This is a genomic window from Aliiglaciecola lipolytica E3, from assembly GCF_000314975.1.
GTDB classification, from domain to species: domain Bacteria; phylum Pseudomonadota; class Gammaproteobacteria; order Enterobacterales; family Alteromonadaceae; genus Aliiglaciecola; species Aliiglaciecola lipolytica.
Map to the genome: position 1 here is coordinate 98,637 of NZ_BAEN01000014.1, position 23,822 is coordinate 122,458.

General features: G+C 41.5%; 23 protein-coding genes. 17 read left to right on the forward strand and 6 right to left on the reverse strand.

Annotation, left to right across the window (positions count from 1 at the left end):
- Window positions 1–175 precede the first annotated feature (175 nt).
- The 13 genes from GLIP_RS02055 (at window position 176) to GLIP_RS02115 (ending at window position 12,136) form a co-directional block, all read left to right on the forward strand.
- On the forward strand, window positions 176–511 hold the full coding sequence (locus tag GLIP_RS02055) for a metalloregulator ArsR/SmtB family transcription factor (protein WP_040521637.1): 336 nt from the start codon (window positions 176–178) through the stop codon (window positions 509–511).
- A gap of 13 nt (window positions 512–524) precedes the next feature.
- On the forward strand, window positions 525–995 hold the full coding sequence (locus tag GLIP_RS02060; protein ID WP_008842896.1) for an arsenate reductase ArsC: 471 nt from the start codon (window positions 525–527) through the stop codon (window positions 993–995).
- 2 nt (window positions 996–997) lie between these two features.
- Complete coding sequence (gene arsH, locus GLIP_RS02065; RefSeq protein ID WP_008842897.1) at window positions 998–1,714, forward strand: arsenical resistance protein ArsH; 717 nt, start codon at window positions 998–1,000, stop codon at window positions 1,712–1,714.
- A 9-nt stretch (window positions 1,715–1,723) separates the two neighbouring features.
- Complete coding sequence (arsB, locus tag GLIP_RS02070; RefSeq protein ID WP_008842898.1) at window positions 1,724–2,737, forward strand: ACR3 family arsenite efflux transporter; 1,014 nt, start codon at window positions 1,724–1,726, stop codon at window positions 2,735–2,737.
- 30 nt (window positions 2,738–2,767) lie between these two features.
- Window positions 2,768–3,187: an arsenate reductase (glutaredoxin) gene (arsC, locus tag GLIP_RS02075; RefSeq protein WP_040521638.1), complete on the forward strand. Its 420-nt coding sequence runs from the start codon at window positions 2,768–2,770 to the stop codon at window positions 3,185–3,187.
- A 119-nt stretch (window positions 3,188–3,306) separates the two neighbouring features.
- Window positions 3,307–4,686 (forward strand): DUF1800 domain-containing protein, encoded by a 1,380-nt coding sequence (locus GLIP_RS02080; protein WP_008842900.1) that lies wholly within the window; start codon window positions 3,307–3,309, stop codon window positions 4,684–4,686.
- A complete protein-coding gene (locus GLIP_RS02085) occupies window positions 4,683–5,843 on the forward strand; it encodes a DUF1501 domain-containing protein (RefSeq protein ID WP_008842901.1) in 1,161 nt (386 codons plus the stop codon). Before GLIP_RS02080 ends, GLIP_RS02085 begins: the two co-directional genes overlap by 4 nt.
- 51 nt (window positions 5,844–5,894) lie before the next feature.
- A complete protein-coding gene (locus tag GLIP_RS02090; RefSeq protein ID WP_008842902.1) occupies window positions 5,895–6,602 on the forward strand; it encodes an AraC family transcriptional regulator in 708 nt (235 codons plus the stop codon).
- A 98-nt stretch (window positions 6,603–6,700) separates the two neighbouring features.
- Window positions 6,701–7,657: a DMT family transporter gene (locus GLIP_RS02095; RefSeq protein ID WP_008842903.1), complete on the forward strand. Its 957-nt coding sequence runs from the start codon at window positions 6,701–6,703 to the stop codon at window positions 7,655–7,657.
- 139 nt (window positions 7,658–7,796) lie between these two features.
- Window positions 7,797–9,023 (forward strand): acyl-CoA dehydrogenase family protein, encoded by a 1,227-nt coding sequence (locus GLIP_RS02100; RefSeq protein ID WP_008842904.1) that lies wholly within the window; start codon window positions 7,797–7,799, stop codon window positions 9,021–9,023.
- A gap of 14 nt (window positions 9,024–9,037) precedes the next feature.
- Window positions 9,038–10,078: a phosphotransferase gene (locus tag GLIP_RS02105; RefSeq protein WP_008842905.1), complete on the forward strand. Its 1,041-nt coding sequence runs from the start codon at window positions 9,038–9,040 to the stop codon at window positions 10,076–10,078.
- A 3-nt stretch (window positions 10,079–10,081) separates the two neighbouring features.
- Complete coding sequence (locus GLIP_RS02110) at window positions 10,082–11,056, forward strand: NADPH:quinone oxidoreductase family protein (protein WP_008842906.1); 975 nt, start codon at window positions 10,082–10,084, stop codon at window positions 11,054–11,056.
- Window positions 11,057–11,176: 120 nt separating this feature from the next.
- Window positions 11,177–12,136 (forward strand): hypothetical protein, encoded by a 960-nt coding sequence (locus tag GLIP_RS02115; protein ID WP_008842907.1) that lies wholly within the window; start codon window positions 11,177–11,179, stop codon window positions 12,134–12,136.
- A 32-nt stretch (window positions 12,137–12,168) separates the two neighbouring features.
- Here GLIP_RS02115 and GLIP_RS02120 read toward each other — a convergent pair whose 3' ends face one another.
- From GLIP_RS02120 to GLIP_RS02135, 4 genes are all read right to left on the reverse strand, one after another.
- Entirely contained in the window at window positions 12,169–12,546 is a 378-nt protein-coding gene (locus GLIP_RS02120) for a DUF3718 domain-containing protein (RefSeq protein WP_040521641.1), read from the reverse strand.
- Window positions 12,547–12,642: 96 nt separating this feature from the next.
- Entirely contained in the window at window positions 12,643–13,173 is a 531-nt protein-coding gene (locus GLIP_RS02125; protein WP_008842909.1) for a hypothetical protein, read from the reverse strand.
- Window positions 13,174–13,377: 204 nt separating this feature from the next.
- Window positions 13,378–15,021: a long-chain-fatty-acid--CoA ligase gene (locus GLIP_RS02130; RefSeq protein ID WP_008842910.1), complete on the reverse strand. Its 1,644-nt coding sequence runs from the start codon at window positions 15,019–15,021 to the stop codon at window positions 13,378–13,380.
- 117 nt (window positions 15,022–15,138) lie between these two features.
- Window positions 15,139–15,906, reverse strand: a complete 768-nt coding sequence (locus tag GLIP_RS02135; RefSeq protein WP_008842911.1) for an SDR family NAD(P)-dependent oxidoreductase — start codon at window positions 15,904–15,906, stop codon at window positions 15,139–15,141.
- 429 nt (window positions 15,907–16,335) lie between these two features.
- Here GLIP_RS02135 and GLIP_RS02140 point away from each other — a divergent pair, with 429 nt between their 5' ends.
- The 4 genes from GLIP_RS02140 to GLIP_RS02155 all read left to right on the forward strand — a co-directional run bounded on the left by GLIP_RS02140 (window position 16,336) and on the right by GLIP_RS02155 (window position 22,432).
- Window positions 16,336–18,396, forward strand: coding sequence for a 3-hydroxyacyl-CoA dehydrogenase NAD-binding domain-containing protein (locus GLIP_RS02140; protein ID WP_407638128.1), 2,061 nt, complete (start codon window positions 16,336–16,338; stop codon window positions 18,394–18,396).
- A 36-nt stretch (window positions 18,397–18,432) separates the two neighbouring features.
- Window positions 18,433–19,614 (forward strand): acetyl-CoA C-acyltransferase, encoded by a 1,182-nt coding sequence (locus tag GLIP_RS02145; protein ID WP_008842913.1) that lies wholly within the window; start codon window positions 18,433–18,435, stop codon window positions 19,612–19,614.
- 25 nt (window positions 19,615–19,639) lie between these two features.
- Entirely contained in the window at window positions 19,640–21,439 is a 1,800-nt protein-coding gene (locus GLIP_RS02150; RefSeq protein ID WP_008842914.1) for an acyl-CoA dehydrogenase C-terminal domain-containing protein, read from the forward strand.
- Between the two features lie 93 nt (window positions 21,440–21,532).
- Window positions 21,533–22,432 carry an alpha/beta fold hydrolase gene (locus tag GLIP_RS02155; protein WP_008842915.1) on the forward strand — a complete coding sequence of 300 codons (900 nt, stop codon included), beginning with the start codon at window positions 21,533–21,535 and terminating at the stop codon, window positions 22,430–22,432.
- Between the two features lie 115 nt (window positions 22,433–22,547).
- On the opposite strand, the gene GLIP_RS02160 is transcribed toward GLIP_RS02155, so the two are convergent.
- Together GLIP_RS02160 and GLIP_RS02165 are read right to left on the reverse strand one after the other, a co-directional pair.
- Window positions 22,548–22,943 carry a DUF3718 domain-containing protein gene (locus tag GLIP_RS02160; RefSeq protein WP_008842916.1) on the reverse strand — a complete coding sequence of 132 codons (396 nt, stop codon included), beginning with the start codon at window positions 22,941–22,943 and terminating at the stop codon, window positions 22,548–22,550.
- A gap of 400 nt (window positions 22,944–23,343) precedes the next feature.
- Window positions 23,344–23,739 (reverse strand): DUF3718 domain-containing protein, encoded by a 396-nt coding sequence (locus GLIP_RS02165; protein ID WP_008842917.1) that lies wholly within the window; start codon window positions 23,737–23,739, stop codon window positions 23,344–23,346.
- Between the last annotated feature and the right edge of the window lie 83 nt (window positions 23,740–23,822).

Here is a 23,822-nt window from a genome sequence, read left to right on the forward strand (position 1 = left end):
TCCTACATCTATCCTTTTTTTTACCAGTTGAATGTGAATTTATTTCAACGCAATCTAACACGCACAAATGAGTAGATTGGTTTATTGCAAATCATTTAATTAGTTTTCTAAACTGATTGACATATGTTTTTTCATATATATGATATTTCACATATATGAATAATCGAATGTGAATATGGATCCACTTAAATTTTTTAAATGTCTTTCTGACGATACCCGCCTTAAATCCTTGTTGCTTATTTCTAAGTTTGGTGAGGTCTGTGTATGCGATTTGATGGATGCGCTTTGCCTAGATCAACCTAAAATTTCTCGCCATTTAGCGGAGTTACGCAAATGCGGTATTTTACTGGATGACAGGCGAGGTAAGTGGGTGTACTACCGTTTTCACCCAGAATTGCCAGAGTGGGCTCGTGCGGTAATCCAACAATCAGCCGAGCATAACCAATCCTATTTTGAAGAGGCGAGCACGCGTTTGCACGCTTCACAAACTGGCAAATCTACTTGTTTATAATTAGGGATTAGCAATGAAAATTCTATATATATGTACGCATAACAGATGCAGAAGCATTCTGTCAGAAGCAATAACCAATCATTTAGCCGGCGATTTAATCATTGCTAGAAGCGCAGGTAGTCAGCCTGCTGGAATAGTCCATCCTTTGTCGCTTAAATATCTACAAGAAGCGGAAGTACCTAGGGAAGGCTTGCAAAGTCAATCTTGGGATGAGTTTGAGGACTTTAAGCCTGACGTAGTTATCACTGTCTGCGATTCTGCTGCCGGCGAAAGTTGCCCGGTGTGGTTTGGCAATTCAATTAAAGTGCATTGGGGACTTGAAGATCCATCTAAAGTTGATGGAACCGAGCAGGAAATAGCGACTGCGTTTCGAACTTGCATTAGTGAAATAACAGTGCGAGTCAGAAAATTAATGTTATTGGCTGAGCAAAATCTTGAAAAGGAACAATTGAAATCAGCGCTAGCCGAGTTAGGAGCTCAGTAGTTATGCTTCAAGATATTTCCTTGCCAAACATTGATGAAAAATGTCTGCATAAACCAACTTATGAAGAGGCGGTTGGATCACCTGCACAGCACGCACCACGAATTTTGTTGCTCCACGGCTCAATGCGCAAACGTGCGTTTAGTCGTTTGGTTGTTGAAGAAGCAGCTCGTTTATTAATTCACTTTGGTGCTGAAGTGAAAATTTTTAATCCTGAAGGTTTACCCCAAACCGACACTGAAGATGAACATCATCCAAAAGTGAAAGAGTTACGTGAATTGATGATGTGGTCTGAAGGTCAAGTATGGTGCTCACCAGAAAGGCATGGGTCTATGACCAGTATTTTTAAAAGCCAAATTGACTGGGTGCCATTAAATATTGGCGGTGTGCGTCCAACCCAAGGAAAAACCTTGGCTGTCATGCAAGTGTGTGGCGGTTCACAATCATTTAACGTGGTAAATCAACTGCGTGTTTTAGGTCGTTGGATGCGTATGGTGACTATACCTAACCAGTCTAGCGTGGCAAAAGCCTTCTTAGAGTTTGATGAAAACGACAGAATGAAACCGTCAGCATATTACAACCGAATTGTTGATGTAATGGAAGAGTTGGTTAAATTCACCTTGTTATTGCGAAACAACAAAGACTTCTTTGTGGATCGATATTCTGAACGAGTGGAGTCTGTAGAACAACTTAGTCAACGTGTGAATCAAAGGTCACTTTAGGAAATCAACATGGGGTTATTCGAGCGTTATTTATCAGTTTGGGTTGGTTTGGCAATTATTGTCGGTATTTTGGCAGGCAGCTTTGCACCTGAAGCATTCGCTGTAATCGCGAGTTTTGAATATGCTCATGTGAATTTGGTTATTGCTGTGTTGATCTGGTTAATGATCTATCCAATGATGGTGCAAATTGATTTTTCTTCGATTAAAGATGTGGGTAAAAAACCGAAAGGTTTAGTGCTCACACTAGTTGTTAATTGGTTGATTAAACCCTTCACAATGGCGCTGCTAGGCTGGTTGTTTTTTAAAGGCTTATTTGCTGATTGGGTAGACCCTCAAACCGCCACGGAATATATCGCTGGCATGATATTGCTCGGTGTCGCGCCTTGCACAGCAATGGTATTTGTATGGAGTCAACTGACTAAAGGCGATGCAAATTATACCTTAGTGCAAGTATCTATTAACGACATCATTATGATATTTGCATTTGCGCCATTGGCTGGTTTGTTACTTGGAGTGACAGACATTACAGTGCCTTGGGATACGCTTTTCTTATCTGTTGTTTTGTATGTCCTGATCCCCTTAGTGGCAGGTGCGTTAACCCGCAGAAAACTGGATAAAAGTGACGACCACTCTAAACTTAATCAGTTTCTAGCGACTATGAAACCTTGGTCGATTATCGGTTTATTAGCTACGGTAACACTACTTTTTGGTTTTCAATCTGAAACCATTTTGGATAAACCTGAAGCCATTTTATTAATTGCTATTCCGCTGTTAATTCAAACCTACGGCATATTTGCGATAGCCTATTTCATGGCTAAAAAGATGAAGTTGCCGCATAACGTTGCTGGACCAGCTTGCATGATCGGCACATCAAACTTTTTTGAACTAGCCGTTGCTGTTGCGATTTCGTTATTTGGTTTACATTCTGGCGCTGCTTTGGCAACTGTTGTAGGTGTGTTAGTTGAAGTGCCTGTGATGTTGTCGTTGGTATGGTTTGTAAATCGTACGCGACACTGGTTCTAATCCTAAATTAATATTTATAAGAGGCTAATGATGATAGTTATTTATCACAATCCAGAATGCGGTACGTCTAGAAATGTATTAAAAATTATAGAGGATGCGGGTTATCAGCCAACTATTATCGAATATATTGAAGAAGGATGGACCCAGGGGCAGTTGTTGGGTCTATTTGCGGCTGCCAATTTAACGCCACGCGAAGCCTTAAGAACAACTAAATCACCTGCGAAAGAGCTTGGTTTACTTGATGAGTCAGTATCAGATGAATCAATTTTACAGGCGATGTTAAAGCATCCTGTTCTGGTTAATCGGCCAATTGTTTGTTCCAACAAAGGTGTCAAGTTATGTCGCCCTAGTGAAGTGGTTCTAGACTTACTTGATAAGTGGCCTGCTGGACCTTATAACAAAGAAGATGGAGAGCAAATTTTAGATGCGCTGGGTAAAAGGGTGGTTTAACCGAAATAAGTGACTTGTTAAATGTAAATGTTTTGTAATTAAACTTGTGTTAAAGCTAACTGAGTTTTAAGTTGCAGGTTATCTGAATTGTTAAACTATTTTCTCAGGTCACATATATTATGTCTTCCAAACGCGCATATATAGCTGCAAATCGATTTGGTTATGGTGCTAATCAGCGGACCATAGAGCAAATACAAGGCGATCCTTTAGACTGGCTAGTTGCTCAATTGAGTCCTGATAGCATCTCGAGCGAAATGCATACGTTGAATATTCAATGGGATAGTAAGCAGGCTGCACAACAGTTAACACTGTACAGACAACAAAGAAAACAAGAAAGAAAAAAGCAAGTATCGGGTCAGGTCATTTCCCAAGAAAATATGATGGCCATTAGTAGCGACGGTATTCGAAAAAATATCACTAAGCATGTATTTCAATCCGTTTCCCACGTAATCTCACAGCAGATTGTCTCGTCACGCCCCTTTTTCTGGCGTCTAGTCGATTTTTTCTCGAATCATTTTAGCGTTACTGCAAACGGACTCAACATGCGTGCTTTAGCTCAAACTCTGGAACTAGAGGCCATTGCTTCTAATTTATCCGGCAACTTTTCGGATATGTTAATTGCTGTAGAAAGTCATCCTGCTATGTTGGTTTATTTAAATAATGAGCAATCAGTGGGTCCAAATTCTAAGATCGGTAAACGAAGCAAAGGGAAAAAAGGGCTGAATGAAAACTTAGCGCGTGAAATTTTAGAATTACATACCCTTGGCGTAAATGCCGGTTATAACCAGGCTGATGTGACCGAATTAGCCAAAGCTATCACGGGATGGAGTTTGTCTCAGCAAGGGGTGGAGGGCTTTGAATTTCGCAAGCAAGCTCATGAGCCGGGCAGTAGAGACGTGTTTGGCAAAACGTATGCCGCGGTTGGTGTACAGCAAGGTAAACAAATACTCTTCGATTTGAGTAACAGTCCTCATACCGCAAAATTTGTTTCCGAAAAACTGGCTAAACACTTTATTAGTGACAACCCGCCAACTGAGCTAGTTAATGATATGGTGAAAGCGTGGTTAAAAACCGCGGGAAGTTTGCCACATGTCGTTAATGCAATGCTAAAAAATCCGCTGAGTTGGTCATTTAGTAATGCGAAGTTTAAAACGCCCCGCGAATTTTTGGTTTCCACCTGCCGAGCTTGCGAGCTTAATGAAATTCGACCCGATTACGTTAAAAGTTTAACAATTTTAGGCCAGCAGCCGTTTTCAGCTGGTTCTCCCGCAGGCTTCAAGGATAGTCAAGAATATTGGGCAGGACCGAGAGCTATGATGGGCAGAATCGAGTGGGCCGACCATGTTAGTAAATTTGTTAAATCGCCACCTCTGGATATTGCCAGACAAGCATTGGGTCCGTTTCTGCATGAACGAACCATAAAAGCAATGTCGCGCGCCGAAAGTAAACGTCAGGCTATTTCTTTAATGTTATTGAGTCCGGAGTTTCAAAAACGATGAACTTAAATAGACGTAATTTTATAAAAGCAGGTGTCGCGGGTTGGGTTGTTTATCAAACCATGGCTAGTGGAGCATTAGCAAGTTCTCTGAAACCTTCTACCAAACACAAAAAGGTGGTTTGGGTGATGTTACGTGGCGCTATGGATTCATTACATGGAGTGTTACCTGTAGGCGATCCTGATTTTATGGCAATTCGCGGTGATTTGGTTAAGCCGATAGTTAATCAACTACTTCCACTAGAACAGGGATTTGCTCTGCATCCGGCTCTTAAAAATTGTCACAGTTGGTATCAAAACCAAGAATTTTCGCCTGTTGTTGCTGTAGCTTCTGGATATCGAGAGCGCTCTCATTTTGATGGCCAAGATCAAATGGAATCTGGTTTAAATACGACCGATCATGAAAATGGTTGGTTAGCGAGGGCGGCGAATCTGGCCCATGGTCACGGATTAGCAATTTCGCAAACCGTGCCCATTGCGTTACGTGGTGATGACGCTAGCCAAACTTGGTACCCATCACATTTTGCCACTACTGAAGATGACCTGATTGATCGTCTACGTACTCTGTACGCTGGAAACGAAGAGTTTTCTGGATTATTAGAAAGCGCAGTTACCAATAGAGACATGTTGGAAATGAATGGCAAAGATCGCACTCGGGCTAATTTTTCGTATTTGGCTAAACAGTGTGGTGAGTTGTTAAATCGAGATAATTCCGCCAATTGCGCCATGCTGGAGTTAAATGGTTGGGACACTCACAATAACCAATTTTCACGATTGAGTCGGCAATTTGAAATACTCGATAATGGACTGGGAGAATTAAAGACAGGCTTGGGCGAATCGTGGAACAAAACGGTTGTAATTGTCACAACAGAGTTCGGCCGCACGGTCGCTATAAACGGCACAAAAGGCACCGATCATGGCACCGGCTCAGCCATGTTTTTATTAGGAGGGGCAATAAAAGGCAAGCAAGTTTTGGGCAAGTGGCCGGGCTTGAAAAAAGAGCATTTATTTGCAAACCGTGATTTAATGCCAACCACAGATGTGAGAAGTTGGATGGCAAGTGTTCTGCATCAGCATTGGGGTTTATCGTTGGCTGATTTGAATAACGTTTTCCCTGATGTAACGCCAATTGCTCAATCAATTGTTAAATCTTTATCCTAAGGTTTAAAATTAAGCCAGTTCAAATTAATACTAAATGGGGTGAGCTGTATTTTGCAAAGTACCTTGTCCATTCGTGCATACAGCCGTCAAAAAGTGCAGCATGCTCATGATTTTAATCAATTGGTTTTACCCTTACGCGGGGTGATAAATATCGCCGTAGGCGATTTTAATGGCAAAGTCACACCGGGTGAGTGCGTGGTTGTCAAAAGCAGTGAAGTGCACCAATTTACAGCCGATTCGGAAGCGCGTTTTGTCGTCGCTGATATGCACTTTTTACCCGACAATCTCCTTAATTCTAGCACCCGCGTATTCACTATTAACCAACCATTATTTCGCTTTCTGAGTTTTCTGGAAGCCCAGCTAGAATATCAGGTTAATAAAGACTTAGAAGAAACCTGTTTCGCTACTTTTTATGCATTACTTGGTGAACAACGTATTTTTAAATTGTTAGATCGCAGAATACGAGAAGTTATCGCTTACGTTGAAGCCAATTTTGTTGACGTTTTAACAATTAACACCTTGGCGAACGTGGCTTGTTTAAGTCCTACTCAGTTTAAAAAGTTATTTAAACAACAAATCGGTCTAACCGCATCACAATATTTGGTTAAGTTTCGCATGGAAAAAGCGCAAGCACTCCTTATCCATACAGACTCGCCGGTGCAAATCGTTGCAGAGCAGGTCGGTTATACCGATTACACTGCTTTTAGTCGGCGTTTTACCCAATATTTTGGCTTACCTCCCTCTAAGATCGCCCGCTAGTTGCGTCCTCTCGGCAGTTAAAAGCGTCTTATCAGCAAAGTGGAAGTTGGTTTTTCAGAATACAATCTCACTTTATTTAAATACATCTTGGATTAATAATGCGCTGGAAAAGTGATATTTCAGGTGGTGTACTCGCCATCATAATAGCGAGTGTTTTGTGGGGCACAACTGGAACTGCAGCTAGTTTTACACCTAGTGTAAATCCGCTGGCTACAGGCGCTTTTGCGATGGGAGTTGGGGGTGTTTTGCTGTTACTGAATGCACGTAAAAGTCTTTTCGCAGAAAGAAATATACTCGTCGAAAAACCTTTCATTTTGATGCTCGGGGCCATGTCTATTGCCATTTATCCATTGGCATTTTATACCTCCATGAAATGGTCTGGTGTGGCGATTGGGACAGTCGTATCAATTGCCACTGCGCCGTTTTTTTCAATGATGATGGAGCGTCTTATCAACAAAAGATCAATAACCTTGCAATGGGGGCTTAGTTTTTTGTTGGGTACTGTAGGAATTGTTTTATTAGTACTAGGAAAACAAAAGAATATAAATCTGAATAACGACCTGACACTGCAGTATTTAGGTGTGGTTTTAGGCGTTGTAGCAGGGCTTACATATGCAACTTATTCTTGGGCTGCCAAACAACTGATTGAACATCAAGTGAGCTCAAAATCTGCGATGGCAAGTATGTTTGGTATCGCTGCCGTATTGCTTCTGCCCACTTTATTTTTTACTGGTGATAATTTATTTTCGACAAAAATTAATACATCAGTGGCTCTGTATATGGCAGTCATTCCCATGTTTTTAGGCTATTTATTATTTGGTTTTGGTTTGCGCCATGTTCAAGCTAGTGGTGCAACTTTGATTACATTATTAGAGCCAGTGGTTGCGACTGTGCTGGCGATACTTATCGTTGGTGAAGAATTTTCTAGAGTAGGCTGGTTAGGGATGCTTTTTATCGCCCTTTGTTTGTTTTTGCAAGCGGTTAGGCTACCTATAAAATCTAAATTATTAATCGACGAACATTATGTACCAACAAAAGAGCCTAAATCACTTTAATGACAAGTTTTTGAAACATAAAATTTTGGTACGTTTTATTTATATACAAGACTAATACTCCAGTATTCGAATAATTAATTAAACTTATAGTCCTATTCAAACTACTATTTTTGTAATCTTAAATAGAGGACATATTTTTATGCATTTTGACTATTCGCCAAAAACTCAAGCATTGCTCGACCGTCTCAACCAATTTATGGATGAGCATATTTATCCTGTGGAACAGGAATATATTGAACTTGTCGACAACAATCCTCAGCGCTGGACTACGCCGGCTTTAATGCACGAGTTAAAAGAAAAAGCCAAAAAAGCGGATTTATGGAACCTATTTTTACCTGAAGAATATTTACCTTACGGCGCTGGCCTGACAAATCTGGAATACGCTCCACTGTGTGAAGCGATGGGACGCGTATTGTGGAGCCCTGAAGTGTTTAATTGCAGTGCACCCGATACAGGTAACATGGAAGTTTTATCTAAATATGGTAGTGAAGCCCATAAAAAACAGTGGTTAGAGCCATTACTTAACGGTGAAATTCGCAGCGCATTCGCAATGACCGAACCTGCTGTTGCATCTAGCGATGCTACAAACATTGAAACTGCAATTGTACGCGATGGCGATGAATACGTCATCAATGGTCGTAAGTGGTATACCAGCGGTGCTATGAATACCAATTGTAAAATTATGGTGGTTATGGGGAAAACCGACACCTCAGCGGAACGCCATAGACAGCAGTCGCAAATTTTAGTACCTATGGATACGCCAGGCGTCACTGTTGTGCGACCAATGAAAGCGATAGGCTTTTATGATGAACCAATCGGTCACGCCGAAGTGTTATTCGAAAATGTGAGAGTCCCAGCAAGCAATTTACTCGTAGGCGAGGGTGAGGGATTTGCAATTGCACAAGGACGGTTAGGACCTGGTCGAATTCACCATTGTATGCGTTTAATCGGCTGTGCCCAGCGGGCATTGGATTTGGCCTGTGAAAGAGTGGAGCAGCGTATCGCGTTTGGTCAACCGTTAAGTAAACAGCAATCTGTAAGAGAATCGATTGCTCAAATGCATTGTGATATTGAACAGGCTCGATTATTAACGTTAAAAGCCGCCGACAAAATGGACAGGTACGGAAATAAAGTGGCACGTGACATTATCGCTGCAATCAAAATCGTTGCCCCGAATATGGCGTGCCGGGTAATTGACCAATCTATTCAAATGCATGGCGCGGCAGGGACCAGTCAAGACTTTGTACTCTCCGCAATTTATGCCTACGCTAGAACAATTAAATTAGCTGATGGTCCGGACCAAGTGCATATGATGCAATTAGGTCGCAACTTAATCAAAGATCACGTCGGCGCAAATAAAAAATAATTAATGAGGTCAGGGTGTCTAAAGTAGATCCAGTGAAACAATTAAATCTAGAAGAACTTAAACGTTATTTTCGCGCGAACGTAGCAGATTTTTCCGGTAAGTTTAGCGCGGAAAAATTTAGTGGAGGACAGTCTAACCCTACTTTCAAAATTAGCGCAGGCGAAAATACTTATGTGCTGCGAAGGCAACCGCCGGGAAAATTGCTTAAATCTGCACATGCTGTAGATCGAGAATATAAAGTCATCAATGCATTACAAAACAGTAAAGTGCCTGTAGCAAAAGTATTTCACCTATGTGAAGACACAAGTGTGATAGGCAGTATGTTTTATGTAATGGAGTATGTAGACGGCGCTGTGTATTGGAATAGTAGCCTTCCGGAAATAGACAGCAATGCTAAGCGAAATGCGATGTATCAACAAATGAGTCAGGTGCTCGCAGATTTGCACGCGGTTGATGTTGATGCCGTAGGGCTTAGCGATTATGGTCGTCCGGGAAATTACTTCGAGCGTCAACTTAGTCGTTGGACTAAACAATACATGTTGTCGGAAATCAATCCAATTCCAGACATGAACAAGTTAATTCATTGGTTGGAACAAAATATCCCAGCTGATGATGGGCGAGTGTCTCTGGTGCACGGTGACTATCGCTTAGACAATTTAATGTTTTCAAAAACGTCAGAAAATATCATTGCCGTATTGGATTGGGAGTTATCTACTTTAGGCCACCCCTTGGCTGACCTAGCTTATCAATGCATGCAGTTACGTTTGCCCGCACATATTGGACACTCCAGTGGACTAGGGGGAGTTGATAGACATTCTTTAGGCATTCCTAGTGAAGCCGAGTTTGTAGCTTGGTATTGCCAGCGAGCAGGGCTAGGTTCGATTGATAACTGGTCCTTCTATCTGGCGTTTAGTTTTTTCCGCTTGGCAGCCATTGCACAAGGTGTAGCTAAACGTGCGCAAGAAGGTAATGCATCCAGTGAGCAAGCAAGCAAAGTCGGCGCAATGGTGCCTCCACTGGCTAGAATGGCCGTAAATTTAATCGAGGAACAGTAAATAATGAAAGCTATTGTATGTAATGAATTTGCCAGTGTAGACAATCTTCGATATCAAGACATGCCAGATCCTAAAGCAGCTAAAGGTCATGTGGTTGTTGATATTAAAGCGTCAGGAGTAAATTTCCCCGACGGACTATTAGTGCAAGGATTGTATCAGCTTAAACCCGATTTTCCCTTTATACCTGGGGGAGAAGTGGCTGGTGTGATCAGTGAAGTTGGCGAAGATGTACCTCACCTAAAAGTTGGACGAAGGGTCATTGCGCTATGCATGTTAGGCGGTTACGCAGAAAAAGTAGCGGTTCCGGCAACCCATGTTTTACCAATACCTGATGAAATTCCAGATGAAGAGGCAGCGGCACTGGTTACAGCCCACGCAACTGCCCATCATGCGCTTAAACAGCGTGCCAACATCCAACCAGGTGAAACTTTAGTGGTAACCGGTGCGGCCGGTGGAACTGGTTTAGCAGCGGTGCAAATAGGCAAGGCGATGGGGGCAAAGGTAATTGCTGTATGTTCAACCCAGGAAAAGCTTGATATCGCCAAACAAAACGGAGCAGACGTACTGATCAATTATTCTGAAAATGATCTAAAAACTGCGCTTAAGGAAGCCACAAATGGCAAAGGCGCAGATGTCGTTTACGAATGTGTTGGTGGTGATACTTTCCACGCTTGTTCAAGAAGTATGGGATGGAATGGACGTTTGCTTGTGGTTGGATTTGCAGGAGGCACTATTCCAGAATTTCCGGTTAACTTAGCGCTAGTCAAAGGCTATTCTGTCATCGGTGTATTTTGGGGCTCGTTCACGCAACATCAGCCTAAAGATTTCCAAGATAATATGAAGGAGTTATTGACTTGGTATTTACAGGGTAAAGTGAAAGTCATCGTGGATGAAACTTTGCCTTTAGAACAGGCTAAGGACGCGTTGAAAAAAGTGTTAGGACGGAAAGTAAAAGGGAAAATGGCACTTCGGCCTTAACCTATTTCGTTTAACTGAATATTGTATTCGAAACAAATTAGAACGCAGTTGAAATCCTGCTTGAATCAATTCAGATGAAATAATACACTGCGGCCTCACATCTTTGGGGCCGTTTAATCCATGTTTGTATTCGTACGCCACCGCATTATTTTATTGCTATCAGTTGTAATCGCTATTAGCGGTTGCACTACGCAAATAAGTTATAGCCAAGAAGAACTTAATGAAATTGAAAGGCATAACGATTTACTCGGTAATGCAGAGCAATTTGTACATGCTAATCTGTACACGGGCATGATCCATGTGCGCGCCACAAACCTGCGGGATTGGAATCAACTTTTAATTACCTATTCTTGTACGGCAGAGTCAGAGCATAAGCAACTAGACAAATCTTATCAAAATAATCACCCGGTATTTTCTGATGCGATGAAGATTTTGGCAGAAAGAGAAAATCTCTTTATGCTTGAATCTGAACAGGCTGTACTAACCGATATTTCACAACTCGCTTATCGATTATTTAGCATTAGTTATGCAAAAGGTTACGCCCGTCAAATTGAGTTAGCTGATCAAGTTTCCCCAGGCATTCGTGATGAATTGTGTGATGGTAATATTGGAGATGTCGATCCTAATTTTTTAGGTTACCGCAATACGGTTGTGTGGCACTCTTTCGAAACGCCTTTGCTGCAAAATAACAATGGATTAGTTGCACACGCTGAAAACGGTGATCGTGCTTTTCAAATTCTACTTGAACAACAATACTTGCAATTTGATGCACTGGTTTATAGTCATGCTTATCAACGAACAGACGCTTATCAAACACTATTCTTTGAAGTAAACAAGTTTGAAAATGTACAACAATATGGTGATCAAGTTAGCCAAATGTCGTCGCTTCTAGCAGGTACTGAACAGCATAATAAGCATAATGATTTTGCCTATCTGGTATTATCATCTGGATATCACTGGGGCATGATGTCTATTTTGGCTTTGTTAGAAGAAGAGTACCCACGGGTACATGAGCTTAAAAAACAACAGGCGACTCAGTTAATCGAAAGTACCCTAACTGAGTTAGATAAAAACGTATAAAAATCATAGTGTACCTGCAACGAATAGTGGATTCAGATTCTATTGGTCAAGGTTAAAGAAATAGGCGTGTCAGACAAGTTTTTTTCATCAATCCATTGTTGTAAAGTTCGGCCATCTGGCTCCGGCGATAACAACGTCGCTCTTGGCAGTTTGTGAATCAAAAACTTTCCAGTTTCATTGGCATTATTGAGCAGAGCAGTCCGGATCAAACTATTGCCAGCACAACTGATCCCTGAATAGTAATGTTGCAACTTTAACCGATAATTCTTCTTAACTTTTTGGATTTTTTCACGTAGTGCAATAGGATCATTAGCAATCACAAGAGTACACATATTGTGTAAAGCATTGCTGATATTTGTATTAGCACTTGCTGCGGAAAATAGATTAATGATGAACGCACAAAACAACATAATTATCACTTTGAACAAACTGAACCACTCCCTATCCAAGTATCTGTATATGTAATGCGTTATCCGTTATTTATAGCCACTCAATTAGATAAAATATCAGTTGCCTGATGAATGTTTAAGCTTACGTTTGCGCAGTGCAAACAAGCCAATCAAAATGAGTAGAATTGGGGGAGCGGTTGACACCGCCGTCGCGTGTGTCATAAAGCTTAGAAGAATGTAATCATCAGCGAACCAAGTCGTTCTATTTATATCTAACGCCAATTGTTCACCATCAAAATCAATATCTCTGGCATCAAATCCGATTACAGTAGAAAACACACTGTAGTCAGATGCATTAAAAACATTAGGTTGTAAATTAAATGAAAGTACTTCATTTGCGCCTAATCCTAAATGGCTTTTTAGATTTCGAATAAGTATCGAATCTGTATCAAAATCAACTTCTAAATAAGCATTTCCAACCAATAGTAAGTTAAATTCAGCTGCATCGCCTTTAACTGTGGTGATTGAACTATCACAGTCCCAAATAATAGAAGGTTCAATATCACAGGATACTTGCGTGCCAATCAGCGAAGCGTTGGCAGTTAAAGTGGTAAAAAGCAAAAACATCATAGAGATAAATTTTTTCATTCTTTTACGATCTCAATAATTCAATGGTTGGCAATTAAGCGTTTGATTAGGTTATATAAACGAATTTGGAGAGGGGATAAATCTGATTCACAATACAAGGGTATCTGACTGAATACTTAATGTGGGTTTGGGGTAATTACAAAAATGAATCAGGAGGCAGTAAGCCTCCTGAATTGGTTTGTAAATGAATCGATTTAACCAGATTTACTGTGGAAATTGATAGTCTTCGTATTTTTCACGTAGCGCTAGTTTGTTTAATTTTCCGGTCGCCGTGTGAGGAAGTTCATCAATAAAAACCACATCGTCTGGAACCGCCCATTTATGCATTTTTTGTTGTAAATATTCAATGATTTCTGCACTGCTTAAATTTGTGTTTTCGGCGGGAACAACAATTAGCAGTGGCCGTTCTGTCCATTTAGGATGATAACGACCAATCGCTGCGGCTTCTGCAATCTGAGGGTGATTGATTGCAGCGTTTTCAATATCGATGGAACTGATCCATTCGCCCCCTGATTTAATTACATCTTTGGTGCGATCGGTAATTTGTAAGTAACCTAATGGATCAATTGTGGCAACATCGCCGGTATTCATCCAGCCATCACTATCCACGGGACAATCTTTGTCTCCAGGGGTTTGCGACATGCCGTAATAACCAGTCGCAATCCATGGACCTTTCACTTTAAGTGCTCCAAAGGCAACACCGTCCCAAGGTAGCTCATTATTTTGTTCATCAACAATCTTCATTTCTACACCAAACACGGATTTACCTTGTTTCAAGCGCAAATCAATTTCTTCGTCGTCGGTGAGATTCTCCATGCCCGGTGATAGAACAAAAACAGTACCCAGCGGGCTCATTTCGGTCATCCCCCAGCCTTGTTTTACGTCAGTCTGATAGTCAAGTTTAAAGCGTTTGATGATATTTCTTGGGCATGCAGCGCCGCCAGCTGTTACACATTGTAATGTTGGTATTTTGTTGCCGGTTTTATCTAGATAATCCAATAAAGCCAACCAAATTGTCGGTACTCCGGAGCTATTGGTTACGCCTTCGGTTTCAATCAAAGAATGCAGCGTTTCGCCATCTGCCATTTTGGGGCCAGGCATGACGAGTTTGCTACCCACCATTATTCCCGCGTAGGGGATCCCCCACGCATTGACATGGAACATAGGCACTATTGGCATAGTGACACTGTTGCAAGAGGCGTTTGTGATGTCTGGTAAAGAACCAGCATAGGCATGCAACACGGTTGAACGATGAGAATATACTACGCCCTTAGGATTGCCGGTTGTCCCTGAGGTGTAACACATGCCAGCTGCGGTATTTTCATCAAATTCAGGCCATTGATAATTGTCGTCGAATTGATCTAATAGCTCTTCATAGCAAATAAGGTTTTTAAGTTTTGAATCCGGCATGTGTTGCTTGTCGGTCAACACCACAATTTTTTCTACGGTTTTAAGGTGGCTATGTAATGCCTCGACCAAAGGCATTACGAGAACATCGACAAACAATATTTTGTCTTCAGCATGATTGATAATGTAATTAATTTGCTCAGGAAATAGTTTAGGGTTAATCATATGGCAGACTAATCCACTTCCTGACACACCATAATATAATTCAAGGTGGCGATAATCATTCCAAGCTAATGTGCCAATTCTGTCGCCAAACTGCACGTCCATTGACGCTAATGCATTGGCTAATTTCCGAGAGCGTTTCGCAAAGTCAGCATACGTATATCTATGTCTTGGATTATCTGCGGTGACAGACACAATTTCACGATGGGGAAAGTTTTTATCGGCGTGACGCAAAATTGATGAAATCATCAATTGCGTGTTCATCATTAAACCTTTCATATATCAAATCCTATTATGCTTACCAAATTGTAGTTTAAATAACTGAAATATTGTTCGTTATGAGTTGTGTAATATTAGGTTCAGCCGACATTACGTTACCCATTGCAAGCGTGTCTATTACCAAGCACTAACGGCACCATCTATAGCGATTGTTTGTCCACTCATGTAAGAGTTTCCTGGAGACAATATCAGTATCATGGTATTCACTATTTCCTGCGGATCAGCTAGCCGTTTCATAGGGCAACCTTGGGCTAAACGTTGTTGATTTTCTGGGGAATCGAAACCGTCTGTGGCGAGTATGTTGGTTGGGCTATAAAATGGGCAAATTGCATTGGCACGGATCCCTTTTTTAGCATACTCAACTGCCGCTGTGCGCGTTAAACCTACCACAGCATGCTTGGCGGCAGAATAGGCAGCTCCTTTGGGTGCTCCGCCAATACCCGCCATTGAACTTAAATTAAGTATGTGACCTGAGCCTTGTTTTAGCATGGCTTCAATTTGGTATTTCATACCAAACATCACACCATTGACATTCACCGCCATTTGCTTGTCCATCGTGGCTTTTTGCATTTGATGTAATGGGGTTAATGAATGGGCTATTCCAGCATTATTTACCCCGATATCTAGTCTTCCAAAATTTTCGATTGCAGCATCGACCATAGCTTTGACTTGCTCTTCTTGACTAACATCGCAAAGCATCGAGATAACTTTATTTTCATTCGTTTGCAATGTCGCAACGGTATTCGCTAGTTCGTCGGCGTTAATGTCGCTTATGACTAGATTACACCCTCGTGCTGCTAAACCTTGAGAAAGTAAGCGACCAAAACCGCTGGCCGCGCCCGTTATCATTGCCACTTGACCGCTAAAATCGAGAAGTGAGTCCAAAATATTACCTGCTATTACACGTTGTGAATTTAATGTTATGTCGTTTTTTACTCAATCAACTCAAATTTCGAGCTCTCATTTTTGATATTAGGTGAGGACTTAAGTCAACTAATAGCAAATAAGCAAACATGAATTTTGTGTTAACGACATGTAAAGGATAGTCGCTAGAAAATCAGATGCATTAGCTAAAGTCAACATCTAAGAATCACGTGTTTACTGGCAGTGTCGATGAAATTCAGCGAAATCAACAGATACCCAATATATCAATTTGATTTATTTGTAGCTATAAAACCAATAAATTTGGATGATTGAGCAAGCTGTCCTAGTATCAGTGAATTAACGATTTTAAAAGATTCAACTGAGGATTTTATGAGCGCCGAACAGTCAACTGTTGTTGTAAGTCAAAACCAAGGTGAAACTGCATTAATCATGATGCAAAACGCGCCAGTGAACGCATTATCCAAAGCTGTCCGAGTAGGGTTAATCGCAGAAATTGAAGCCGCATTAAACAATGCAAATGTTAAGGTTATCGTTATTTCTTCGCAATTAGGATTGTTTTCAGGTGGCGCAGATATCAGCGAATTTTCCTCTGGTAATTTACAACCAAACTTACCCGAAGTGCTGGATTTAATTGAGAATGCTAACAAACCTGTGGTTGCAGTTTTAAATGGCCCAGCTTTTGGTGGTGGTTTAGAACTGGCATTAGCCTGTCATTATCGCATTTCGTTCGCCGACAATAAGGTAGGTTTACCTGAGGTAAATTTAGGCATTTTACCGGGGGCAGGCGGGACTCAACGTTTACCTAGGTTAACCGGAGTTGCACAAGCGCTGGATATGATTGTTTCAGGTAAACCAGTTAAAGCGGCTGCTTTAAATGGGGTTTTTGATTTAATTGTTGACGATCCAGCTAAACTCATGAGCGAAAGTCAGGCATTTGTGGCGCAACTGATTAATGATGGTTGTGAAATTAAGCGTGTTAAAGATATCGAAATAGATACTGAAACAGCGCCGAGCGAACTGTTTAGTCAATATCGTCAAGGAATTGCTAAACAAGCGCGCGGTTTCTTCTCGCCAGAAAGATGTATTCAAGCGGTAGAAGCGGCTGTGACATTGCCATTAAAAGACGGTCTTCAAAAGGAAGCTGAACTGTTTATGGAATGTATGCGGTCTCCCCAAGCCAGAGCACAACAGCACTTTTTCTTTGCCGAAAAGGCGGCTGGACATGTATCCGATTACGATAAGTCCACTCCAGTGCGAGATATCAAGTCTGTCGGTATTATCGGTGCAGGGACAATGGGGGGTGGTATCGCGATGAATTTTGCCAACGCGGGTATTCCCGTGGTCATGTTGGAACTAAAAGCTGAAGCGTTGGAAAAAGGTCTTGGGGTTATTCGTCGCAATTATGAGAATTCCGCTAAAAAAGGCAAGCTTAGTCAGCAAGATTTAGAAGATCGCATGGCGCTGCTGCATGGCACTACTGAATATTCAGGTCTTGCAGATGTTGATTTAGTCATCGAAGCTGTGTTTGAAAAAATGGACGTGAAGAAACAAGTCTTCACGCAGCTTGATGCCATTTGTAAAAAAGGCGCTATTCTCGCATCTAATACCTCCACATTAGACATAAATGAAATAGCAGATTGCACTTCCCGACCAGAAGATGTCATCGGCTTACATTTCTTCAGCCCCGCTAATGTCATGAAATTGCTAGAAGTGGTGAAAGGCGAAAAAACGTCTGCTGATGTCATTAAAACCAGCATGCAATTGGCTAAGAAAATCCGCAAAGTCGCCGTCTTGGTAGGGGTTTGTTTTGGTTTTGTTGGCAACCGAATGATCGAACCCTACGGCCGAGAAGCCAATCGAATGATGTTGGAAGGTGCTGATCCCGAACATGTTGATCGCGTTATCTACGATTTTGGTCTACCTATGGGCCCCTTCACAATGGGCGATATGGCGGGATTAGATATTGGTTATTTTGTTCGTCAATCTCGTAAAGAACATATTGCTCACGACCCCAGTTACGCCGTGGTTGCAGATCGTTTAGTTAAAGATGGCCGCGCTGGCCTGAAAGTTGGTAAAGGCGTTTACTTATACGAAGCAGGAAACAGAAAACCAATTCCTGACCCTACTGTAGCCCAGATTGCAAAAGAAGAAGCGGAGAAGCTAGGTGTTAAACCGCGTAAGCATAGTGATGAAGAAATATTAGAGCGTTGTATTTTCACCCTGATTAACGAAGGTGCACATATTTTGGAAGAAGGGATTGCCGCAAAATCCAGCGATATAGATGTTATTTATGTGTACGGTTATGGCTTTCCTGTTTTCCGCGGAGGCCCTATGCAGTATGCCGATGAAGTGGGGTTAGATAAAGTCTATGCGGCAATGTGTAAATATCGTGATGAGTTAGGCGAATATGGTAAAGCTTGGTTTGAACCCGCCCCTTTGTTAAAGCGACTTGCTGAACAAGGTAAACGCTTTGCTGATTTTGCCAAATAAATTCAGTTATAAACTTAAAGAATTCGAGGATATTTTATGAAAGAAGCGGTCATTGTTTCGACAGCACGCACGCCAATAGGTAGAGCTTATAGAGGCGCATTCAATAATCTAGAAGCACCAAGTTTAGCAGGGCATGCAATCAGTGCCGCTGTACAACGAGCTGGAATCGATCCGGCGAGTGTCGATGATGTCATTTTAGGTAGTGCATTAACGCAAGGTTCTGGCGGCATGAATATAGGCCGCTTAGGAGCACTAGCTGGAGGGTTGCCGGTATCCGTAGGCGGTATGACATTAGACCGTCAATGTAGTTCAGGTATGTACGCCATCGCTACCGCGGCTAAACATATAGTGACAGATAACGTGCCAGTGATGGTGGCAGGCGGACTAGATTCTATTAGTTTAGTGCAGAACGATAAGATGAATATGTATCGCGCGGTTGATAAAGCTTTAGTTGCGAAACACAAAGATATTTATATGCCAATGCTGCAAACTGCCGAAGTGGTTGCTAAGCGATATGGTATCGGTCGTGAAGAACAAGACGAATACGCATATCAAAGTCAAATGCGCACAGCTGCGGCTCAACAAGCGGGCAAATTTGATGACGAAATCGTGCCTGTGACCGCTACTAAAGTTGTGGTCAATAAAGAAACCAAAGAACAGAGTTTCCAAGAAGTCACTTTGTCAAAAGATGAGGGGAATCGTGCGGATACTACGCTCGATGGCTTAGCAAGCTTAAAACCTGTGATTGAAGGGGGTTGCATAACGGCGGGTAATGCAAGTCAGTTGTCAGATGGTGCTTCAGCCAGCGTAATAATGGATAGCAAATTAGCCCAACAGCAAAATCTTACGCCACTAGGGGCTTATCGAGGCATTGCCGTTACCGGATGTGAGCCGGACGAAATGGGGATTGGCCCTGTGTTTGCCGTGCCTAAGTTACTCAAACAACATGGTTTAAAAATACAAGATATTGGCCTTTGGGAGCTGAACGAAGCCTTTGCCGTACAAGTTTTATATTGTCAGAAAAAATTAGGCATTCCAGCTGAGCTGCTTAATGTAAATGGTGGTGCAATTTCAGTTGGTCATCCTTATGGAATGAGTGGCGCTCGCATGGTGGGGCATGCGCTAATTGAAGGCAAACGTCGCGGTGCAAAATATGTTGTATGTACTATGTGCATAGGCGGTGGCATGGGTGCTGCTGGGCTTTTTGAAGTGTACTAAAGAATTAATAAAGGTAGTTAGAAATATGCAAAATTATAAATCGCCAGTACGAGATACCTTGTTTGTGATGAATGAGTTACTCGGATTCGAAAAGCATTATGAAAAATTGGGTTTTGAAGATGCTAGCCCCGAAATGGTTGAAGCTATTGCTGCTGAAGCGGCTAAATTTACTGAAAACGTTTTAGCGCCTATCAATGCTGTTGGTGATGAAATAGGTTGTAAGTGGGACGATGGGGTAGTGACCACTCCGCCGGGTTTTAAAGAAGCCTACAAAACCTATTGCGAAGGCGGTTGGCCTTCAATGACTCATCCAGTTGTATACGGAGGACAGGCTTTACCTTATTCTTTGTCTTCCTCAATTGCTGAATGGATGTCTGGTGCGAATCACTCGTGGGCTATGTACCCAGGATTGAGTCAAGGTTGTATTGCCACAATTAAAAGTCATGGTTCCAAAGAACAAAAAGATATGTTCTTACCTCCCTTAATTGAAGGTCGCTGGACAGGCACAATGTGCTTGACTGAATCTCATTGTGGTTCAGATTTAGGGATGTTGAAAACCAAAGCTGTTCCTAATGATGATGGGACTTATAGTTTAACTGGCACAAAAATATTTATTTCCGCCGGAGATCACGATTTTTCCGACAACATCGTTCACATAGTGTTGGCTCGTTTACCAGATGCCCCTGAAGGGACTCGCGGTATATCTCTATTTGTTGTACCAAAATTCAATGTCAATGCGCAAAGTGAAGTTCTAGATCGCAACCAAGTCACTTGTGGTTCTATTGAACATAAAATGGGCATTAAAGCGAGCGCCACCTGTGTCATTAATTTTGATGGTGCAAAAGGGTATTTAATCGGACCGCCAAACCGTGGTTTGAATTGTATGTTTACCTTTATGAATACTGCAAGAATTGGTACAGGGCTAGAGGGACTTGCTGGCACTGAAGCTGCGTTTCAGGGAGCTTTAGCCTATGCGAAAGACCGATTGCAATTTCGCTCACCAACTGGGATTGTAAACCCGGATGGGCCAGCGGATCCGATAATTGTTCATCCTGACGTTCGTCGCATGCTACTTACACAAAAAGCGTTTGCCGAAGGCAACCGAGCGCTAGCGATATATTGTATGCAGATGGTGGACTTGACTCTTTATAGCGAAAATGAAGAAGAAAAGCAGGTTGCAGAAGCAAAACTTGCTTTGCTAACCCCAATCGTTAAAGCGTTTTTAACCGAAACTGCGCAAGAAGCAACGAGTTATGGTATGCAGGTTTACGGCGGTCATGGATACATAGCAGAGTGGGGAATGGAACAATTAGCTCGTGATACACGTATTTGTACCATGTATGAAGGAACAACAGGCATACAAGCAATCGACTTGCTAGGCCGCAAAATTCTGGGATCAAATGGTGAGCTGTTAAATGTGTTTATCAAAGAAGTACAAGACTACTGCAGAAGCGTTCGTGACAAATCACAATTCAACGCATGGTCGAATTCTATTGAATCACATATTGATGAATGGGGGCAAATGACCCAAGAGATTGCGAAACGTTCAGCAAGTAATCCAGATGAAGTAGGCGCTGCCTCGGTGGACTATCTGATGTATTCTGGTTACATCATTGTAGGTTACCTGTGGTTAAAGATGGCTGTTGTGGCACAACAAAAACTAGATGAAGGCACGACAGAGATTGCTTTTTATGAAGCTAAGCTGAAAACTGCAGGTTTTTATTTTGCTCGTCTATTGTCACGCACTCGTTCACATGCGTCAGCAATTGAAACCGGCGCTGAGAATTTGATGAGTATGCCAGTAGACTATTTTATGATTGAATAATTGATAGGCTTGTTTTTCACTGTTTAGTGGTACATAAAGCGGATGAAACTTCATCCGCTTTTTAATTTTAATAGCATAGATTTGAGGGGACCCATGCAAAGTAAACAAGCACAAATTGATAATTGCTATATTCATTACATCGAAATTTGTGACTGTAAATCGCCAAAAGGCACTATCGTATTTTTACATGGTTTCCCTGAAAACTGGCGAACCTGGCGACATCAATTACAGTATTTCTCTAAAAACTACCGAGTAATTGCCCCTGACTTACCAGGCTATAATCAATCTTCAAAGCCGCATGAAATTGAATTTTATCAGGTTACAAATTTAATTGATGTGATGAGTCGCTTCATACGCTTTGTTGCCGAAGACAAACCCGTTACTCTTGTTGCACACGACTGGGGAGGCGCAATTGCTTGGCCTTTAGTCGCTTTTCACGCAGAGCTTTTTAGTCGCCTAGTTATTTTAAATGCCTCACATCCTAGTACTTTTACGCGTGAAATGATGAACAACCCACAACAGCGCGAAAATAGTGGTTATATCCATCAGCTAATTGCTAGCGATGCGGTGGCCAATATTAAACTTAACGATTATAAATTTTTATTAGAAATGTTTTTAGATGAAAATGGACAGTCAGTATTAACGCCAAATGAAATTATAGAGTATCAGGAAAGTTGGCGGATGGCGGGTACTTTGGATGCCATGCTCAATTATTATCGAGCGATGCCGCAATTAGCGCCAACCCACACCAATGGACATGCAAATGGACCTGTGACTGAATTGCAGAATATGAAAATACCCAATATTAATATTAAGGTGAATACTTTAGTGTTATGGGGAATGTTAGATTTAGCCTTTGTGCCTGAAGTGTTAGACGGTTTGCAAAGTTATGTTCAAGATTTAGAAATAGTTCGTTTTAACAAAGCAAATCATTGGTTGCATCATCAGTTTCCTGAACTGGTTAATGCCCAGATAGAACGCTTTATTGGCTAAATAATTCTTTCTTGAGTAAAACGAAAAACAGCCTCAAAAGAGGCTGTTTCCCGAGGACGTAGGCAGCGCCCTGCCTACTTACCATGTTGAACTGGTTCAGTTCGGTGTTCGGTCCTTAGATGCGATCTTTAATCACAGCTGAGATAGGAGAGGCGTCTAGGCCATTCTCTGCAATCCAGGCTTGTAATGTTTTGCCGTCTGCTTCTGGTGATGTAAGATCAGACTTAGGCATTTTTTTCACCATTAGTGTGCCTGTTTCGATAGCATCAGCAAGCATCGCAGTACGAATTAAGCTGTTGCCTCCACACGATACACCAGAGTAATAATCTTTAAGTTTCATTCTGTAATCAGATTGTACTTTTTTCATCTTCTTACGAAGCTCACCTTTATCATCGGTTTGCACAATGGTGCAGATGTTTTGCAAAGCATCATTAATATTTGCTTGCGCAGTACCGGTTAGTAATAAAGAAGTTGCTGCGATGGCGATAGAAGTTTTAACAATTTTCAACATGGTTAAATTCCTCGTTAGTTAAATGTTTAGGTTCTCGTTTCAACAGTTCTAATTAAAAACTATTTAAGTGAAGGTTAAAATCTGGCAGTCAATACTTAGGTATTTCAAGCTATACCTAAATCGTGATTATTTGAATTAAGTTATTGATATTTAGTTGTTATTTTAAATTGTAAAGTGTTGGTTTCTGCGATGTCAGCACGATTTTGTCAGTTGAATATTACAATTTAACAATACGGCGAGAGCGAATAGTCGAAAATATAAATAGAAAAGACCCTAAAGCCAAAGTTTCACTGGTAGCGCTTTGAATAACGAAAAACAGCCTCAATAGAGGCTGTTTTCCGAGGATGTAGACAGCGCTTGTCTACTTACCATGTTGAACTGGTTCAGTTCGATATTTATTTTAGATACGATCTTTGATTACCGCTGAGATTGGAGATGCGTCAAGGCCATTTTCTGCAATCCAAGCTTGTAAAGTTTTGCCGTCTGCTTCTGGTGTGGTTAAATCAGATTTTGGCATTTTCTTTACCAATAGCGTGCCAGTCTCGACGGCGTCAGAAAGCATTGCTGTACGGATCAAGCTGTTACCGCCACAACTTACACCAGAGTAATAATCTTTAAGTTTCATTCTGTAATCAGACTGCACTTTTTTCATCTTTTTGCGAAGTTCGCCTTTGTCATCGGTTTGCACAATTGTGCAGATGTTTTGTAAGGCATCATTAATATTGGCTTGTGCTGTGCCAGTTAGTAAAAAAGTAGTTGCTGCGATAGCGATAGACGTTTTAACAATTTTCAACATGGTTAAATTCCTGAGTATATTTAAAGTTTTGTCTGCGTTTGACGGGGTTGATTAAACCCGTTATCGATGGGCATTGAAATCTA

Excerpts from the sequence above, each read along its gene's own strand:
- GLIP_RS02080 (WP_008842900.1), top strand. The coding sequence starts at position 3,307 with ATGTCTTCCAAACGCGCATATATAGCTGCAAATCGATTTGGTTATGGT.
- GLIP_RS02125 (WP_008842909.1), bottom strand. The coding sequence starts at position 13,173 with ATGAAAAAATTTATCTCTATGATGTTTTTGCTTTTTACCACTTTAACT.
- GLIP_RS02085 (WP_008842901.1), top strand. The coding sequence starts at position 4,683 with ATGAACTTAAATAGACGTAATTTTATAAAAGCAGGTGTCGCGGGTTGG.
- GLIP_RS02100 (WP_008842904.1), top strand. The coding sequence starts at position 7,797 with ATGCATTTTGACTATTCGCCAAAAACTCAAGCATTGCTCGACCGTCTC.
- GLIP_RS02095 (WP_008842903.1), top strand. The coding sequence starts at position 6,701 with ATGCGCTGGAAAAGTGATATTTCAGGTGGTGTACTCGCCATCATAATA.
- arsB (WP_008842898.1), top strand. The coding sequence starts at position 1,724 with ATGGGGTTATTCGAGCGTTATTTATCAGTTTGGGTTGGTTTGGCAATT.
- GLIP_RS02130 (WP_008842910.1), bottom strand. The coding sequence starts at position 15,021 with ATGAAAGGTTTAATGATGAACACGCAATTGATGATTTCATCAATTTTG.
- GLIP_RS02115 (WP_008842907.1), top strand. The coding sequence starts at position 11,177 with ATGTTTGTATTCGTACGCCACCGCATTATTTTATTGCTATCAGTTGTA.
- GLIP_RS02140 (WP_407638128.1), top strand. The coding sequence starts at position 16,336 with ATGATGCAAAACGCGCCAGTGAACGCATTATCCAAAGCTGTCCGAGTA.
- GLIP_RS02110 (WP_008842906.1), top strand. The coding sequence starts at position 10,082 with ATGAAAGCTATTGTATGTAATGAATTTGCCAGTGTAGACAATCTTCGA.
- GLIP_RS02160 (WP_008842916.1), bottom strand. The coding sequence starts at position 22,943 with ATGTTGAAAATTGTTAAAACTTCTATCGCCATCGCAGCAACTTCTTTA.
- GLIP_RS02155 (WP_008842915.1), top strand. The coding sequence starts at position 21,533 with ATGCAAAGTAAACAAGCACAAATTGATAATTGCTATATTCATTACATC.
- arsC (WP_040521638.1), top strand. The coding sequence starts at position 2,768 with ATGATAGTTATTTATCACAATCCAGAATGCGGTACGTCTAGAAATGTA.
- GLIP_RS02055 (WP_040521637.1), top strand. The coding sequence starts at position 176 with ATGGATCCACTTAAATTTTTTAAATGTCTTTCTGACGATACCCGCCTT.
- GLIP_RS02145 (WP_008842913.1), top strand. The coding sequence starts at position 18,433 with ATGAAAGAAGCGGTCATTGTTTCGACAGCACGCACGCCAATAGGTAGA.
- GLIP_RS02120 (WP_040521641.1), bottom strand. The coding sequence starts at position 12,546 with ATGTTGTTTTGTGCGTTCATCATTAATCTATTTTCCGCAGCAAGTGCT.
- GLIP_RS02060 (WP_008842896.1), top strand. The coding sequence starts at position 525 with ATGAAAATTCTATATATATGTACGCATAACAGATGCAGAAGCATTCTG.
- GLIP_RS02150 (WP_008842914.1), top strand. The coding sequence starts at position 19,640 with ATGCAAAATTATAAATCGCCAGTACGAGATACCTTGTTTGTGATGAAT.
- arsH (WP_008842897.1), top strand. The coding sequence starts at position 998 with ATGCTTCAAGATATTTCCTTGCCAAACATTGATGAAAAATGTCTGCAT.
- GLIP_RS02165 (WP_008842917.1), bottom strand. The coding sequence starts at position 23,739 with ATGTTGAAAATTGTTAAAACGTCTATCGCTATCGCAGCAACTACTTTT.